At 71.2% G+C, this 14272-nt stretch carries 12 protein-coding genes; 10 read left to right on the forward strand and 2 right to left on the reverse strand.

Features of this window, described 5'->3' with window-relative positions; all coding sequences use genetic code 11:
• The first annotated feature begins 23 nt into the window (after nt 1–23).
• From ACG10_RS17230 to ACG10_RS17250, 5 genes are read left to right on the forward strand one after another with little or no spacing between them, the layout of a single operon-like run.
• On the forward strand, nt 24–1223 hold the full coding sequence (locus ACG10_RS17230; RefSeq protein WP_089169151.1) for an ATP-grasp domain-containing protein: 1200 nt from the start codon (nt 24–26) through the stop codon (nt 1221–1223).
• Nucleotides 1220–2998, forward strand: a complete 1779-nt coding sequence (locus ACG10_RS17235; protein ID WP_089169152.1) for an IucA/IucC family protein — start codon at nt 1220–1222, stop codon at nt 2996–2998. Before ACG10_RS17230 ends, ACG10_RS17235 begins: the two co-directional genes overlap by 4 nt.
• A complete protein-coding gene (locus tag ACG10_RS17240; RefSeq protein ID WP_089169153.1) occupies nt 2983–4128 on the forward strand; it encodes an MFS transporter in 1146 nt (381 codons plus the stop codon). Before ACG10_RS17235 ends, ACG10_RS17240 begins: the two co-directional genes overlap by 16 nt.
• Nucleotides 4125–5885, forward strand: a complete 1761-nt coding sequence (locus tag ACG10_RS17245; RefSeq protein ID WP_089169154.1) for an IucA/IucC family protein — start codon at nt 4125–4127, stop codon at nt 5883–5885. The genes ACG10_RS17240 and ACG10_RS17245 overlap by 4 nt, the downstream gene beginning before the upstream one ends.
• Entirely contained in the window at nt 5876–7066 is a 1191-nt protein-coding gene (locus ACG10_RS17250) for a type III PLP-dependent enzyme (RefSeq protein WP_089169155.1), read from the forward strand. The genes ACG10_RS17245 and ACG10_RS17250 overlap by 10 nt, the downstream gene beginning before the upstream one ends.
• A gap of 2 nt (nt 7067–7068) precedes the next feature.
• On the opposite strand, the gene ACG10_RS17255 is transcribed toward ACG10_RS17250, so the two are convergent.
• Nucleotides 7069–8718 carry an acyl-CoA dehydrogenase family protein gene (locus tag ACG10_RS17255; RefSeq protein WP_089169156.1) on the reverse strand — a complete coding sequence of 550 codons (1650 nt, stop codon included), beginning with the start codon at nt 8716–8718 and terminating at the stop codon, nt 7069–7071.
• Between the two features lie 113 nt (nt 8719–8831).
• Between ACG10_RS17255 and ACG10_RS17260 the strand changes: the two genes are divergently transcribed.
• The 4 genes from ACG10_RS17260 (at nt 8832) to ACG10_RS17275 (ending at nt 12410) form a co-directional block, all read left to right on the forward strand.
• The gene (locus ACG10_RS17260; RefSeq protein ID WP_408608417.1) at nt 8832–9629 is read left to right on the forward strand and encodes a hydroxymethylpyrimidine/phosphomethylpyrimidine kinase; all 798 of its coding nucleotides are present in this window, start codon (nt 8832–8834) and stop codon (nt 9627–9629) included.
• A 103-nt stretch (nt 9630–9732) separates the two neighbouring features.
• Nucleotides 9733–10362 (forward strand): thiamine phosphate synthase, encoded by a 630-nt coding sequence (thiE, locus tag ACG10_RS17265; RefSeq protein WP_089169158.1) that lies wholly within the window; start codon nt 9733–9735, stop codon nt 10360–10362.
• A gap of 56 nt (nt 10363–10418) precedes the next feature.
• Nucleotides 10419–11708 carry a glutamate-1-semialdehyde 2,1-aminomutase gene (gene hemL, locus ACG10_RS17270; RefSeq protein WP_089169159.1) on the forward strand — a complete coding sequence of 430 codons (1290 nt, stop codon included), beginning with the start codon at nt 10419–10421 and terminating at the stop codon, nt 11706–11708.
• A gap of 156 nt (nt 11709–11864) precedes the next feature.
• A complete protein-coding gene (locus ACG10_RS17275) occupies nt 11865–12410 on the forward strand; it encodes a tetratricopeptide repeat protein (protein ID WP_039808117.1) in 546 nt (181 codons plus the stop codon).
• Between the two features lie 6 nt (nt 12411–12416).
• Here the strand turns inward: ACG10_RS17275 and ACG10_RS17280 are convergent, their stop codons facing one another.
• Nucleotides 12417–12749: a DUF1820 family protein gene (locus ACG10_RS17280; RefSeq protein WP_089169160.1), complete on the reverse strand. Its 333-nt coding sequence runs from the start codon at nt 12747–12749 to the stop codon at nt 12417–12419.
• A 152-nt stretch (nt 12750–12901) separates the two neighbouring features.
• On the opposite strand from ACG10_RS17280, the gene miaB reads away from it, so the two are divergent.
• Nucleotides 12902–14230: a tRNA (N6-isopentenyl adenosine(37)-C2)-methylthiotransferase MiaB gene (gene miaB / locus ACG10_RS17285; protein WP_089169161.1), complete on the forward strand. Its 1329-nt coding sequence runs from the start codon at nt 12902–12904 to the stop codon at nt 14228–14230.
• The last annotated feature ends 42 nt before the right edge of the window (nt 14231–14272 follow it).

The raw sequence follows: 14272 nt of genomic DNA on the forward strand, positions 1-14272 counted from the left end.
CGGCTCCTGCCCGGAGAACGCCCATGCAAAGGCCTTTCGTCATTCTCAGTCACGTCGCCACCCATGCCGTCTGCGAAGGCTTCCTGCCTGCCGCACAGCGGCGCGGGCACCCGCTGCTGATCGTCACCGACCATGCCCAGGAGCACTGGCGCCATCTGGCCGACGCCGGGATTCCGGTCGACGGGCTGGAGATCCTCGAGTGCGATGTCTTCAACCCGATGGCGGTGATCGAACTGCTGCACGCCCACGGCCAGCGCCCGCAGGCGGTGTTCTCCAACAGCGACCACCTGCAGACCAGCTGCGCCCTGGTGGCCGAGGCCTTCGACTGCCCCGGCAAGGACTGGCGGATCTGCCACGCGGCGAAGAACAAGGCGGAGATGCGCGAGCGCCTGCAGCGCCTCGGCCTGCCCGGCCCCTGGTTCCAGGTGCTCACCCCTGGCATGGCGCTGCCGGCGGACGCCCCCTTCCCGCTGGTGGCCAAGCCGCGCGAGGGCGTCGCCAGCCTGGACGTGCAGCTGTGCCGCAACGCCGGCGAACTGGCCGCCTACTGCGAAGCCTTCTGGCAGCGCCAGCCGAACCGCGCGCTGCTACTCGAGGCCTACCTGCAAGGCCCGCTGTTCACCCTGGAAACCTTGGGCGACGGCCAGCGCCTGCAGGCCATCGGCGGCTTCGACGTGAGCCTCTCGCCGCCGCCGCACTTCGTCGAACTGGAAGCGCGCTGGAACGGTCCCGTCGGGCGGGCCGCGCGCAACGCGGCGCTGGCCCAGGTGGCGGCCTTCGGCGTCAACTTCGGCGTCTGCCACAGCGAATTCATCCTCACCGCCGACGGCCCGGTGCTGGTCGAGATCAACTACCGCAGCATCGGCGACGGCCGCGAGTTCCTCCTCGACCGCCTGCTGCCGCAGGGCTGGTTCGAGCGCATCCTCGCCCTGCACCTGGGCGAGCCGCTGGACGACACCGAGAACAGCAGCGCCGAGGCCCTGGTGCACTACCTGGTCGCCCTGCACGGCGGCCGCCTGCTGGCGGCCAGCCCGAGCTTCCGCGCCGAGGGCGACGGCTACTGGGTCGACTACTGCGCGTTGCGCGAAGTCGGCGAGGAGATCCGCCTGAGCAACTCGAACAAGGACTACCTGGGCGTGCTGCGCCTGATCGCCCCCGACGACGCCGCGTTGCAGGCGCGCTTCGATGCCGCGCGCAGCGACCTGCGCTGGGAGCTGGCATGAACCTCGACATGACGGATCACGACCGCGCGGCCATCGGCCAGCGCATCCTCGACTGCTGCCTGCGCGAGGACATCCGCGGGCTGCTCGGCCAGGCCCGGCCGGCCGCCCTGCCGGCGGAGCTGGCCGCCCACTGGCCGCAGCCGGCGGAACCGACCTGGCTGTGCATCGATCACCTGGGCTGCGGCGAGCTCTGGCTGCCGGTGCATCGCGGCGCGCCGCTGCAGGACTGGAGCGCGGTCGGCGACCGCTGGCTGCGCCGCCAGGGCGACAGCGTGTACCTGGAGCAGGGCTACGGCCACTGGCTCGAACACCTGGCCACCGACCTGGATGCCGAGAGCCTGGCGCTGTTCGCCGACTACGTCGCGGAAGCCGACTGCGCGGTCGAACACCGCCGCCTGTGCCGCGAGGCCTACACCACGCATGCCAACGGCCTGGGCGAGATCCTCGCCGAAGCGGACTGGGGCCGGCGCCTGCTCGGCATCGACCGCCTGGCCAGCTACCTGGACCACCCCTTCTATCCCACCGCGCGGGCCAAGAGCGGCTTCGACGCCACGGCCCTGCAGGGCTACGCCCCGGAATTCGCGCCGCGCTTTCGCCTCCACTGGCTGGCGGTGCCCAGGGCGATCCTCGAACAGACCAGTACGCCGCCCGCGCTCTGGCCGGGCTTCGCCGCGGTCGGCCTGGACCCGGCGCTGGAGGCCAGCCACGCGCTGCTGCCGGTGCATCCGCTGACCTGGCCGGAGCTGGACGCCCACGGCCTGCCGGAAGGCTGCCTGCGCGCACCGCACGGCGCCCTGGAAGTGGAGCCGACCCTCTCGGTGCGCACCGTGCTGTGCGTCGAGGACCCGCGCTGCCACATCAAGCTGCCGCTCCTGGTGCGCACCCTCGGCGCACGCAACCTGCGGCTGATCAAGCCGAGCACCCTGTACGACGGCCACTGGTTCCAGACCATCCTCGAAGATCTCGCCGCCCGCGACGCCCAGCTCGGCGCGCGCTATGTGCACGTCGACGAACAGCACGGCGGGCATGCCGCCGGCGAGCGCCACCTGGCCTACATCCTGCGCCGCTACCCGGCGGGCCTGGAGCGGGCGAGCCTGGTGCCGGTTGCCGCCCTGGCCAGCAGCCTGCCCGACGGCCGGCTGCTGGTCGCGGCGCTGGTCGAGCGCTTCCACGGCGGCGATCTGATGGCCTGGTGGCAGGACTACCTCGACCTGCTGCTCGCCGTGCACCTGCGCCTCTGGCTGGTCTACGGCATCGCCCTGGAGGCCAACCAGCAGAACGCCGTGCTGCTCTTCGAAGCCGGCCGGCCGCTGCAGCTGTTGATGAAGGACAACGACGCCGCGCGCCTCTGGCCGTCGCGCTTCGCCGCCGCCTGCCCGGACCTGGCGCCGCGCCTGGCCGAACTGCGCGACGAGCGGATCCGCGTCGACGGCGTGCAGCCGCTGGCCGAGATGTTCTGCACCATCACCCTGCAGCTGAACATCGTCGCGCCGCTGGAAGCCATCGCCGCGGCCGGCCTGGCCGGGCGCGAGGCGCTCTACGCCTGCCTGCGCGAGCGCCTGCGCGCCTGTCTCGATGCGCTGGAGGGCGAGGGCGTGGCGGTCGACGAGGCGCGCCGCTTCCTGCTCGACAGCCCGAAACTGCCGGTGAAGTACCTGCTCAGCGCCGGCAGCCTGTTCAGCAAGGAGTACTCCGGCGCGGCGGACATCAACAAGTTCTACGGCTACAGCGCGGCGAACTTCCTGCTGGATGCGGCCCCATGTCCCGGCGCCTGACCGCCAGCGTCCTGCTCGGCCACTACCTGTCGGCCTTCACCGCCCTGGGTGCGCCGCTGTTCCTGCCGCGCATCCTCGCCGACCTCGGCAGCGCGGCGCCGACCTGGAGCATCGGCGCGCTCTACGTGCTGCCGACGCTCTGCACCGCGCTGGCGGCGCCGCTCTGGGGCCGCCTGGCCGACCGCCACGGCTGCCGGCTGTCGCTGCTGCGCGCCCACGCCGGCCTCGCCGCCGGCTTCCTGCTCGCCGGGTTCAGCCCGAACCTTGCGGTCTTCACCCTCGCGCTGATCGTCCAGGGCGCCTTCGGCGGCGCCATGGCGGCGTCGAACGCCTACCTGGCGACTCAGCTCGACGGCGAAGGCCTGTCGCGCGCCCTCAACCTGACCCAGTACTCGGCGCGCCTGGCGATGCTCAGCGGCCCGGTGCTGGTCGGCCTGCTGGCCGGCGCCGGCCTGGGGCTGGAGATGTACCGCTACCTAGTCTGGCTGCCGCTCGCCGCCTTCCTGCTGGTCCTGCCGCTGCCGGCCGATGCGCCACGCGCCCCGGTGCGGAGCGCGGACGGCAAGCCGGAGGCCGGCGAGCTGCCGGCGGACCTGCTACGCCTGCTCGCCGTGCAGTTCCTGTTCAGCTTCGCGATGGTGGTGACCTTCCCCTACTTCGTTCCCTACGGCGAAGCCCTGGGAATCGCCAGCGACGCGCTGATCGGCCTGCTCTACAGCCTGCCGCACCTGGTCTACCTGCTCGCCCTGCCCTGGGTCCAGCGCAGGAGCGGCCCGCTGCTGCCGGCCGGGCTCGCCCTGCTGGCGCTCGGCAACCTGCTGCAGTTCCTGCGCCTGCCGGCCGAGCTGCTGTTCGCCCTGCGCCTGCTCGCCGGGCTGGGCATGCTGCTCGCCTTCGTCGGTCTGCACCGCTGCCTCGCCGCGCGGCGCCGCGCCGGCGGCGCCGGCCGGCTGTTCGGCTGGTTCGATGCCAGCGGCAAGTGGGCCGGCACCGCCGCCGGCCTGGTCGCCGGCCTGGCCTGCCAGCACTACGGCATCGCCATGCCCTTCCTGATCGCCTGCCTGGCCGCGCTCGCCGCGCTGGCCGTGGCCTCCCCTCTACACATACGCTCGCCGGAGATTGCCCCATGATCCGTGTCGCCCGCTCCCCCCACGAACGCACCCTGGACGGCGAGGCCCAGCGCCACGCCATCGACTGCCTGCTCAACTGCTACCTGCGCGAGTACGCCCTGCCGCGCGGCGAGGCCACCCTCGACTGCCAGGCCCAAGACCTGCCGATGGGCCTGCGTCATGCCGAAGGCCGCTGCATCGGCATCCGGCTCGCCGACGGCAGCCGCCTGGCGCTGCTCGCCGACCGCACCAGCGTGCTCGGCCGCTGCCGCTTCGTCAGCCCGCCCTACTTCAAGGGCCACGGCCAGGGCTGGCGGCCGCTGGACGCCGCCGAGCTGGCGCGCCTGCTGCTCGCCCCGATGAACGGTCCGGAGCGCCACGGCGAGCTGCTCGAGCAGATCGACAACAGCCTGCGGATCACCCGCACCTTTCTCACCCACGCCCGCGCGGCCAACCACGACCCCGCCGACACCCTGCTGCATTCCGAGCAGGGCCAGGTCTGGGGCCACGCCCTGCACCCAACGCCGAAAAGCCGCGACGGCGTCTCCGAGGCCGACCTCCTGGCCTGCTCGCCGGAGGTCGGCGCGCAGTTCCCGCTGCACTGGTTCCGCGTCGATCCCGCGCTGATCCGCCATCAGGGCGACGACCCGCGCGGCCTGCTCGCGCAGATCGCCGGCGCCGACCATCTCTACCCCTGCCACCCCTGGGAGGTTTCCCGGGTGCTGGCCGATCCGCTGGTCCGCCGGGTGCGCGACCTCGGCCTGCTCGAATATCTCGGCCCGCAGGGCCTGGCGCTCTACCCGACCTCCTCGGTGCGCACCCTCTACCATCCGGCGCTGAGCCATTTCCTCAAGTTCTCGATCCACGTGCGGCTGACCAACTGCGTGCGCAAGAACGCCTGGTACGAGCTGGACAGCGCGGTGGCCCTGACCCGCCTGCTCGGCCCGCTGATGGCCGAGCTGGGCGACAGCCAGCCGGGCTTCGCGCTGATGCCCGAGCCGGCCGCCAGCACCCTGGACCTGTCCGCCTACGGCAGCGTGGAGGAGGCACGCGAGGTCACTGAGTGCTTCGGCATCCTCTACCGGCAGAACCTCGACGAGGCCAGCCGCACGCGCTACCAGCCGCGGGTCGCCATGGCCCTGTTCACCTGGACCCTGGACGGCATCAGCGCCTGCCAATCCCTGGTCACCCACTGCGCGGCGCAGCTCGGCGTCGACCAGGCCGAGGCCGCCGTGCGCTGGCTGCGCGCCTATGCCGGGCTGCTGCTCGGCGGCTCGCTGCACTGCCTGTTCCGCCACGGCGTGGTGCTCGAGCCGCACCTGCAGAACACCCTGCTCGGCTTCGACGCGCAGGGCCTGCCCTGCCACGTGTGGATCCGCGACCTGGAGGGCACCAAGCTGGTTCCCGAACACTGGCCGGCCGAGCGCCTGGCCCACCTCGACGAACGCACCCGCGCCTCGCTCCACTACGACGCCGACAAGGCCTGGAAACGGGTCGCCTACTGCGCCCTGGTCAACAACCTCGGCGAGGCGGTGTTCCATGTGGCCAACGGCGACGCGGCGCTGGAAAAGCGCCTGTGGCGCGAAATCGCCGACCTCCTCGAGGCCCAGCGCGCGCCGCTCGGCGACCCGCAGGCGCTGCGCGAGCTGTGCGCCGGCGCGCCCCTGCCGAGCAAGGAGAACTTCATGACCCGCCTGCTGATGAAGGCCGACCGCGAGGCCGGCTACACCGCCCTGCCCAATCCGCTGACCGCCGCCTGCTGTGGAGAGTGCCGATGAGCCTGCCCGCTTCCGTCCAGCAGGCCATCGCCGGGCTGCGCCGTTCCCGCTCCGAGCCGCTGTGCGCCTACCTCTACGACCTACCGGCGCTGGCGCGCCACGCCCGCGCCCTGCGCGAGGCGCTGCCGGCCGGCTGCGAGCTGTTCTACGCCGCCAAGGCCAACCCCGAGGCGCCGATCCTGCGCACCCTGGCGCCCTGGGTCGACGGCTTCGAGGCGGCCTCCGGCGGCGAGCTGCGCTGGCTCCACGAGTGTCATCCGGACAAGCCGCTGATCTTCGGCGGCCCCGGCAAGCTGGACAGCGAGCTGGCCGCCGCCATGGACTGCGGGATCTCCGCCTTTCACGTGGAGAGCCTCGGCGAGCTGCGCCGTCTGGCGGTCGTCGCCAGGGCCCACGGCCGTCCGGCCCCGGTGCTGCTGCGGCTCAACCTCAAGCTCGACGAGGCGCCGGACAGCCGCCTGGTGATGGGCGGCAAGCCGACGCCCTTCGGCCTCGACGAGGAGGCCCTCGACGAAGCCCTGGCACTGCTCGCCGGCGAGCCCTGGCTGAAGCTTCAGGGCCTGCACTTCCACCTGCTCTCCCACCAGTTGGACAGCGCCGCCCACCTGCAGCTGATGCGCAGCTACTTCCGCTGCTTCCGCCAGCTGAACGCGCGCCACGGCCTGGAGCTGGAACTGCTCAACGTCGGCGGCGGGATGGGCATCAACTACCAGGACCACGCCCACTCCTTCGACTGGCCGGGCTTCTGCGCGGGGCTTGCCGCACTGATCGCCGAGGAAGGCATGGCCGGGACGCGCATCCGCTTCGAGATCGGCCGCTTCCTCAGCGCCGCCTGCGGCTACTACCTGATGGAGGTGCTGGACATCAAGCGCAACCACGGCCAGTACTTCGCCGTGGCCCGCGGCGGCACCCACCACTTCCGCACCCCGGCGGCCCAGGGCCACGACCATCCCTTCGTGGTGCTGCGCGGCGAACGACCGGCCGAGCTGGAGAACCAGCCGGTGACCCTGGTCGGCCAGCTGTGCACACCCAAGGACGTGCTGGCCCGCCAGCAGCCGGTGGCCGCCCTGGCGGTCGGCGACCTCCTGGTGTTCACCCTGGCCGGCGCCTACGCCTGGAACATCTCGCACCAGCACTTCCTGATGCACGAGCCGCCGCAGATGCTGTTCCTCGAGGCCTGAAGCTAACCGAGCTGCGGCGCGCTACGCGCCAGCAGCCCGGCCACGTCCAGGCCGCGCGGCAGGGTGCCGTAGACCCGGCCGCCCTCGCCGAGGCGGCTGTGGATGAAGGCGTCCGATACCGCCGCGTTGCCGGCCTCCAGCAGCAGCCCGGCCTGCAGGGTCACCGCCAGTTCCTCGACCAGCCGCCGGGCGCAGTAGTGGATCTCGGTGCGGTCGGCCAGCGCCTTGCGCAGCCATTCGATGCGCGCCTTGAGCCGCGCATCGCCGTGGCCGCCGTCCAGCTCGTCGAACAGCGCCTCCAGCGCTTGCGGCTCCTTGCCGAGCACGCGCAGCACGTCCAGGCACTGCACGTTGCCCGAGCCCTCCCAGATCGAGTTGACCGGCGCCTCGCGGTACAGCCGCGGCAGGATGTTCTCCTCGACGTAGCCGGCGCCGCCCAGGCACTCGGCGGCCTCGCCGATCATTTCCGGGGCGCGCTTGCAGATCCAGTACTTGCCGATCGCGGTGAGCAGCCGGGCGAGCAGCCGCTCGCGTTCGTCCTCGCCGTGGTCGAGCGCCCGCGCCAGGCGCAGGGTGAGGGCCAGCGCGGCCTCGCTCTCCAGGGCCAGGTCGGCCAGCACGTTCTGCATCAGCGCATGCTCGATCAGCACCTGGCCGCCGACCAGGCGGTGCGCGCAATGGTGCAGCGCCTGGGTCAGCGCCTGGCGCATCAGCGCGCTGGAGCCGATCATGCAGTCGAAGCGGGTCAGGCCGACCATCTCCAGGATGGTGCTCACGCCGCGCCCCTCCTCGCCGATCATCCAGGCCAGGGCGCCGCGGTACTCCACCTCGGCGGAGGCGTTCGACCAGTTGCCCAGCTTGTTCTTCAGGCGCTGGATGTACAGCTGGTTGCGTCCGCCGTCCGGGCGGTGGCGCGGCAGCAGGAAGCAGGACAGCCCGCCGTCGCTCCAGGCCAGGGTCAGGAAGGCGTCGCTCATCGGCGCCGAGCAGAACCACTTGTGGCCGAGCAGTTCGTAGGCCTGTCCCGGCCCCGCGGCGCCGACCGGCCAGGCGCGGGTGGTGTTGGCGCGCACGTCGGTGCCGCCCTGCTTCTCGGTCATCGCCATGCCGAGGGTGACGCCGCTCTTGCGCTCCATCGGCAGGTTGCGCGGATCGTAGTCGCCGGCCAGCACCTTGGGCAGCCAGCGCTCGGCGATCTCCGGCTGCTGGCGCAGCGCCGCCACGCTGGCGAAGGTCATGGTCAGCGGGCAGGCGCTGCCGGCCTCGACCTGGTTGTGCAGGTACATCAGCCCGGCGCGGGCCACCTGGGCGCCGGGGCGCGGCTCGCGCCAGGGCAGCGCCGGCAGGCCGTGGTCGATGGCCGTGGCCATCAGCTCGTGATAGGCGGGGTGGAAGTCCACCTGGTCGATGCGATGGCCGTAGCGGTCGTGGCTGCGCAGCACCGGCCGGTTCTCGTTGGCGGCGAAACCCGCCGCCAGCAGCGGCCCGCCGGCCAGCGCGCCGTAGGCCTCCAGCTGCCGGTCCGCCCAGTCGCCGTCGTAGCGGCACAGCCATTCCTGCAGCGGCCGGTCGATGCGGTAGAGGTTGGCGTCGTCCAGGGGCGGCACCTGGTTGGTCACCTCGTGGGTTTCGGCGTACTGGTGCAGGTCCATGGGGGCGGTCCTCGGCGGGCGTTTGCCCCGTTGAGTGAAGCACGCGGGATGCCACGCGGCGGACGCATCCGACGGGAGTTCGGCCCGGGCGATTAGTGGTAAGCTCGCACGCCATGAACATGCCGAACTTCCGTCCCGTCGTCCTCTGTCTGTCCGGCCACGATCCCAGTGGCGGCGCCGGCCTGCAGGCGGACATCGAGGCCCTGCTCGCCCAGGGCTGCCACGCCGCGCCGGCGGTCACCGCGCTGACCGTGCAGGACACCCGCAACGTCAGCGACTTCCGCGTGCTCGAGCCCGCCTGGGTGCTGGCCCAGGCCGAGGCGGTGATCGCCGACCTGCCGGTCGCCGCGATCAAGCTGGGCATGCTCGGCTCGCTGGAGATGGTCGACACCGTCGCCGCGATCGCCCGGCGCCTGCCCGGCGTGCCGCTGGTCTGCGACCCGGTGCTGCGCGCCGGCGGCGGCGGTGCGCTGGGCAGGGACGAGGTCGGCCAGGCGATCCGCGAGCGCCTGCTGCCGCTGTGTCGCATCGCCACCCCGAACCTGCCGGAAGCGCGCATCCTCGCCGAGCTGCCGGAAGGCAGCGCCGATGCGTGCGCCGAGCGGCTGCTCGAGCACTGCGAGCACCTGCTGATCACCGGCGGCCACGGCGACGAGAGCGAAGTGCACAACCGCCTGTATTCGCGAGGCGGCGGCGCCCGGACCTTCACCTGCGTGCGCCTGCCGGGCAGCTACCACGGCTCCGGCTGCACCCTGGCCAGCGCCCTGGCCGGCCGCCTGGCCCTCGGCGAAGAGCTGACCAGCGCGGTGCGCTCGGCGCTCGACTACACCTGGCGCACCCTGCGCGACGCCGAGGCACCGGGCCACGGCCAGTACGTGCCGCGCCGCCTGCCGCTGGATTTCGGCAACTGATCCGGCAGCGCCTGGCGCAGGCCGGGCGTATCGGCTTGACTGGCCGGGGACGGTCGGTCCCCGGCAACTTCCGCCGGCCCTTCGCAGACGAGGCGAATCCACCATGAAACTACGCGGTCTCTACGCCATCACCGACAGCCAGCTGCTCGCCGGCGGCAAGCTGCTGCCCTATGTCGAAGCCGCGCTCGAGGGCGGTGCCCGGCTGCTGCAGTATCGCGACAAGTCCGACGACGATGCCCGCCGGCTGCGCGAGGCCGAGGCGCTGCGCGACCTCTGCCTGCGCCACGGCGCGCAGCTGATCATCAACGACGACCTGGAGCTGGCCACGCGCCTGGGCGTCGGCCTGCATCTCGGCCAGCAGGACGGCTCGCTGTCCGCCGCCCGCGCCCTGCTCGGGCCCAGGGTGGTCCTCGGCGCCACCTGCCACGGGCAGTTGGAGCTGGCCGAGCAGGCCGCCGCCGACGGCGCCAGCTATCTGGCCTTCGGCCGCTTCTTCGACTCCTCGACCAAGCCCGGCGCGCCGCCGGCCAGCCCCGAACTGCTGGAAGAGGCCCGCGCGCGCTTTGCCCAGCCGCTGGTGGCCATCGGCGGCGTGACCCTGGACAACGCGCCGGAGCTGATCGCCCGCGGCGCCGCCATGGTCGCGGTGATCCATGCGCTGTTCGCCGCCGAGAACGCCGCCGAGGTCGAGCGCCGCGCCCGCGCCTTCAGCCAACTGTTCGAAGACTCCTGATTTCCCCTCATGGTGGCGCCCGCCGCGCGGCGCCGCCTCAAGCTTGCGAGGCCCACATGTCCCGTTCCGAAACCCTCTTCGCCAACGCCCAGAAGCACATCCCCGGCGGCGTCAACTCGCCGGTGCGCGCCTTCCGCGGCGTCGGCGGCACCCCGCTGTTCTTCAAGCACGCGCAAGGCGCCTACGTCATCGACGAGGACGACAAGCGCTACGTCGACTACGTCGGCTCCTGGGGCCCGATGATCCTCGGCCACAGCCATCCCGAGGTGCTCGATGCGGTGCGCAGGCAGCTGGAACACGGCCTCTCCTACGGTGCGCCGACCGCCCTGGAAACCGAGATGGCCGAGCTGGTCTGCGCGCTGGTGCCGTCGATGGACATGGTGCGCATGGTCAGCTCCGGCACCGAGGCGACCATGAGCGCGATCCGCCTGGCCCGCGGCTATACCGGCCGCGACACCATCATCAAGTTCGAGGGCTGCTACCACGGCCACTCCGACAGCCTGCTGGTCAAGGCTGGCTCCGGCGCCCTGACCCTCGGCGTGCCCAGCTCGCCCGGCGTGCCGGCGGCCTTCGCCAGGCACACCCTGACCCTGCCCTACAACGACCTGGCCGCCGTGGAGCGGACCCTCGCCGAGGTCGGCCGGGACATCGCCTGCATCATCGTCGAGCCGGTGGCCGGCAACATGAACTGCGTGCCGCCGGCGCCGGGCTTCCTCGAGGGGCTGCGCAAGCAGTGCGACAAGCACGGCGTGGTGCTGATCTTCGACGAGGTGATGACCGGTTTCCGCGTCGCCCTGGGCGGTGCCCAGGCGCACTACGGCGTCACCCCGGACCTCTCGACCTTCGGCAAGATCGTCGGCGGCGGCATGCCGGTCGGCTGCTTCGGTGGCAGGCAGGCAATCATGGAATGCATCGCCCCGCTGGGTCCGGTCTATCAGGCCGGTACCCTGTCCGGCAATCCGCTGGCGATGGCCGCGGGCCTCGCCAGCCTCAGGCTGATCAGCCGCCCAGGCTTCCACGCCGAGCTGAGCGACTACACCGCGCGCATGCTCGACGGTCTGCAGCAGCGCGCCGATGCCGCCGGCATCCCCTTCGTCACCACTCAGGTCGGCGGCATGTTCGGCCTGTATTTCAGCGGCGCCGACGACATCGTCACCTTCAACGATGTGATGGCCAGCGATGCCGAGCGCTTCAAGCGTTTCTTCCATCTGATGCTGGACGGCGGCGTCTACCTCGCGCCTTCCGCCTTCGAGGCCGGCTTCACCTCGATCGCCCATGGCGAGGCGGAGCTGTCGATCACCCTCGACGCCGCCGAGCGCGCCTTCGCCACGCTCGCCAGGGGCTGAATGGCGGATCGCCACCCGCGGCGGTCTTGCGGTTGCGGGGGCGGGAAAAAGGCGGCAAAGGCTTTGTAAGGCCGGCGCCGCTTATTCATAATGTGGCGGCCGGCACACTTTGCCGGCCGGGCGACCGCCCGCTCCGACTCGAGGCGCAGCGATTCCATGACCCGCCGTAACCTGACTCTGGGTTGCCTGTTGCTATTTTCCCTCTCCCTGCCAGTTGCGGCCGGGGAGAACACCCTGCTGATTCCGGCACCGGGCAGCTGCGCCCTCGACAGCCCCGCCGAAGAGCTGCCGGCGGCGCTGTCGCGCTGCGAACAGGCCGCGCAGAACGGCGACCTACAGGCCGAGTACGAGCTGGGCCAGTTCTACTACGACGGCAAGCGCACCCCGCGCGACCTGCCCCGCGCGCTGAACTGGTTCGAGCAGGCCTCGCTCAAGGGCCATGCCGAAGCGCAGCACCGCCTGGGGCTGATGTTCTTTCGCGGCGAGGGCGTGCCGGCCAGCAACGTGCAGGCCTACATCGTGCTGAAGATGGCCGCGGTGAACGGCTCGGAGGAAGCCCTGGACAGCGCCGACCTGGTCGCCGAGCAGATGAGCCGCGACGAGCTGGAGATCGCCACCCAGGTGCTCGGCCAGATCTTCCGCAACTACCTCATGGAACTGCAGGCCCTCGAAGGCCGCTCGCCGTTCGCGCCGCTGCCCTAGCCCCCGTCAGCTCTTGTCCGGCATCGGCGGCAGCGGGAACGGCGTGACATTGCCGCCGCCCCTGGCCTCGCTGATCCGCGCCGTGCCCAAGCGCTCCACCGCGTCGATGCGGATGATCGCATGCAGCGGCACGTAACTGCGCTGCACACCCTCGAACTGGGTGCGCAGGCGCTCCTCGCCGGGATCGATCACCACCTGGGTGCGTTCGCCGAAGACCAACTCCTCGATCTCCAGGAAGCCCCACAGATCGCTCTGGCGGATCTGCCTGGCATACAGCTCGTAGACCTGGCCCTGGTTGAGGAAAATCACCTTGTAGATCGGGGCGTCGCGCTTGCTCATCGGACTGCGGGGAAATCGCTGCAAAGGGGCTGCGAAGGATAGCACAGGGGCCGCGGCAGACGGCCGGCGCACCAGCCGCCCGGCGTCTCTGGCCGAGCCTTTCGCGCCTACCTATAATGCGCGGTCTTTCGAATCACCCAGACCGGACCCCCATGGCCAAGAAGCTTTTCATCGAAACCCACGGCTGCCAGATGAACGAGTACGACAGCTCGCGCATGGCCGACCTGCTGGGTGAGCACCAGGCTCTGGAACTCACCGAGAACCCGGCGGAAGCCGACGTCATCCTCCTCAATACCTGCTCGATCCGCGAGAAGGCCCAGGAAAAGGTGTTCTCCCAGCTGGGCCGCTGGCGCGAGCTGAAGAAGCAGAATCCGGCGCTGGTGATCGGCGTCGGCGGCTGCGTGGCCAGCCAGGAAGGCGCGGCGATCCGCGAGCGCGCGCCCTACGTCGACGTGGTGTTCGGCCCGCAGACCCTGCACCGCCTGCCGGAGATGATCGACGCCGCGCGGACCACGCAAAAGCCGCAGGTGGACGTCTCCTTCCCGGAGATCGAGAAGTTCGACCGCCTGCCCGAACCGCGGGTCGACGGTCCCAGCGCCTTCGTCTCGGTGATGGAAGGCTGCAGCAAGTACTGCAGCTTCTGCGTGGTGCCCTACACCCGTGGCGAGGAGGTCAGCCGGCCGCCGGAGGACGTGCTCGCCGAGGTCATCCACCTGGCCGAGAACGGCGTGCGCGAGGTCACCCTGCTCGGCCAGAACGTCAACGGCTACCGCGGCACGGCCGCCGACGGGCGCCTGGTCGACTTCGCCGAACTGCTCTACCTGGTGGCCGCCATCGACGGCATCGAGCGCCTGCGCTACACCACCAGCCACCCGCTGGAGTTCTCCGACGCCATCATCCAGGCCCACGCGGAGATTCCCGAGCTGGTGAAGTTCATCCACCTGCCGGTGCAGTCCGGCTCCGACCGGATTCTCGCGGCGATGAAGCGCAACCACACCGCGCTGGAGTACAAGTCGCGGATCCGCAAGCTGAAGGCGGCGGTGCCGGAGATCAGCATCAGCTCGGACTTCATCGTCGGCTTCCCCGGCGAGACCGAGGAGGACTTCGCGCAGACCATGAAGCTGATCGAGGAGGTCGGCTTCGACTTCTCCTACTCCTTCGTCTACAGCGCGCGCCCCGGCACGCCGGCGGCGGAACTGGCCGACGACACCCCGGAAGAGGCGAAGAAGCAGCGCCTCTCGATCCTGCAGCAGCGCATCTCCCAGCAGGGCTTCGAGATCAGCCGACGGATGGTCGGCAGCACCCAGCGCATCCTGGTCAGCGACTACTCGAAGAAGGACCCGGGCATGCTCCAGGGCCGCACCGAGAACAATCGCATCGTCAACTTTCCCTCGGCCAACCCGCGGCTGATCGGCCAGTTCGTCCTGGTGCGCATCGACGACGCCCTGCCCCACTCCCTGCGCGGCAGCCTGCTCGACTGACGCCCAGGCGAGGCCCTGACCCGGCGGGCGGCGCCCGTCGGG

This window comes from Azotobacter chroococcum (genome assembly GCF_002220155.1).
Classification (GTDB): domain Bacteria; phylum Pseudomonadota; class Gammaproteobacteria; order Pseudomonadales; family Pseudomonadaceae; genus Azotobacter; species Azotobacter chroococcum.

Excerpts from the sequence above, each read along its gene's own strand:
- ACG10_RS17230 (WP_089169151.1), top strand. The coding sequence starts at position 24 with ATGCAAAGGCCTTTCGTCATTCTCAGTCACGTCGCCACCCATGCCGTC.
- ACG10_RS17235 (WP_089169152.1), top strand. The coding sequence starts at position 1,220 with ATGAACCTCGACATGACGGATCACGACCGCGCGGCCATCGGCCAGCGC.
- ACG10_RS17240 (WP_089169153.1), top strand. The coding sequence starts at position 2,983 with ATGTCCCGGCGCCTGACCGCCAGCGTCCTGCTCGGCCACTACCTGTCG.
- ACG10_RS17245 (WP_089169154.1), top strand. The coding sequence starts at position 4,125 with ATGATCCGTGTCGCCCGCTCCCCCCACGAACGCACCCTGGACGGCGAG.
- ACG10_RS17255 (WP_089169156.1), bottom strand. The coding sequence starts at position 8,718 with ATGGACCTGCACCAGTACGCCGAAACCCACGAGGTGACCAACCAGGTG.
- ACG10_RS17260 (WP_408608417.1), top strand. The coding sequence starts at position 8,832 with ATGAACATGCCGAACTTCCGTCCCGTCGTCCTCTGTCTGTCCGGCCAC.
- thiE (WP_089169158.1), top strand. The coding sequence starts at position 9,733 with ATGAAACTACGCGGTCTCTACGCCATCACCGACAGCCAGCTGCTCGCC.
- hemL (WP_089169159.1), top strand. The coding sequence starts at position 10,419 with ATGTCCCGTTCCGAAACCCTCTTCGCCAACGCCCAGAAGCACATCCCC.
- ACG10_RS17275 (WP_039808117.1), top strand. The coding sequence starts at position 11,865 with ATGACCCGCCGTAACCTGACTCTGGGTTGCCTGTTGCTATTTTCCCTC.
- ACG10_RS17280 (WP_089169160.1), bottom strand. The coding sequence starts at position 12,749 with ATGAGCAAGCGCGACGCCCCGATCTACAAGGTGATTTTCCTCAACCAG.
- miaB (WP_089169161.1), top strand. The coding sequence starts at position 12,902 with ATGGCCAAGAAGCTTTTCATCGAAACCCACGGCTGCCAGATGAACGAG.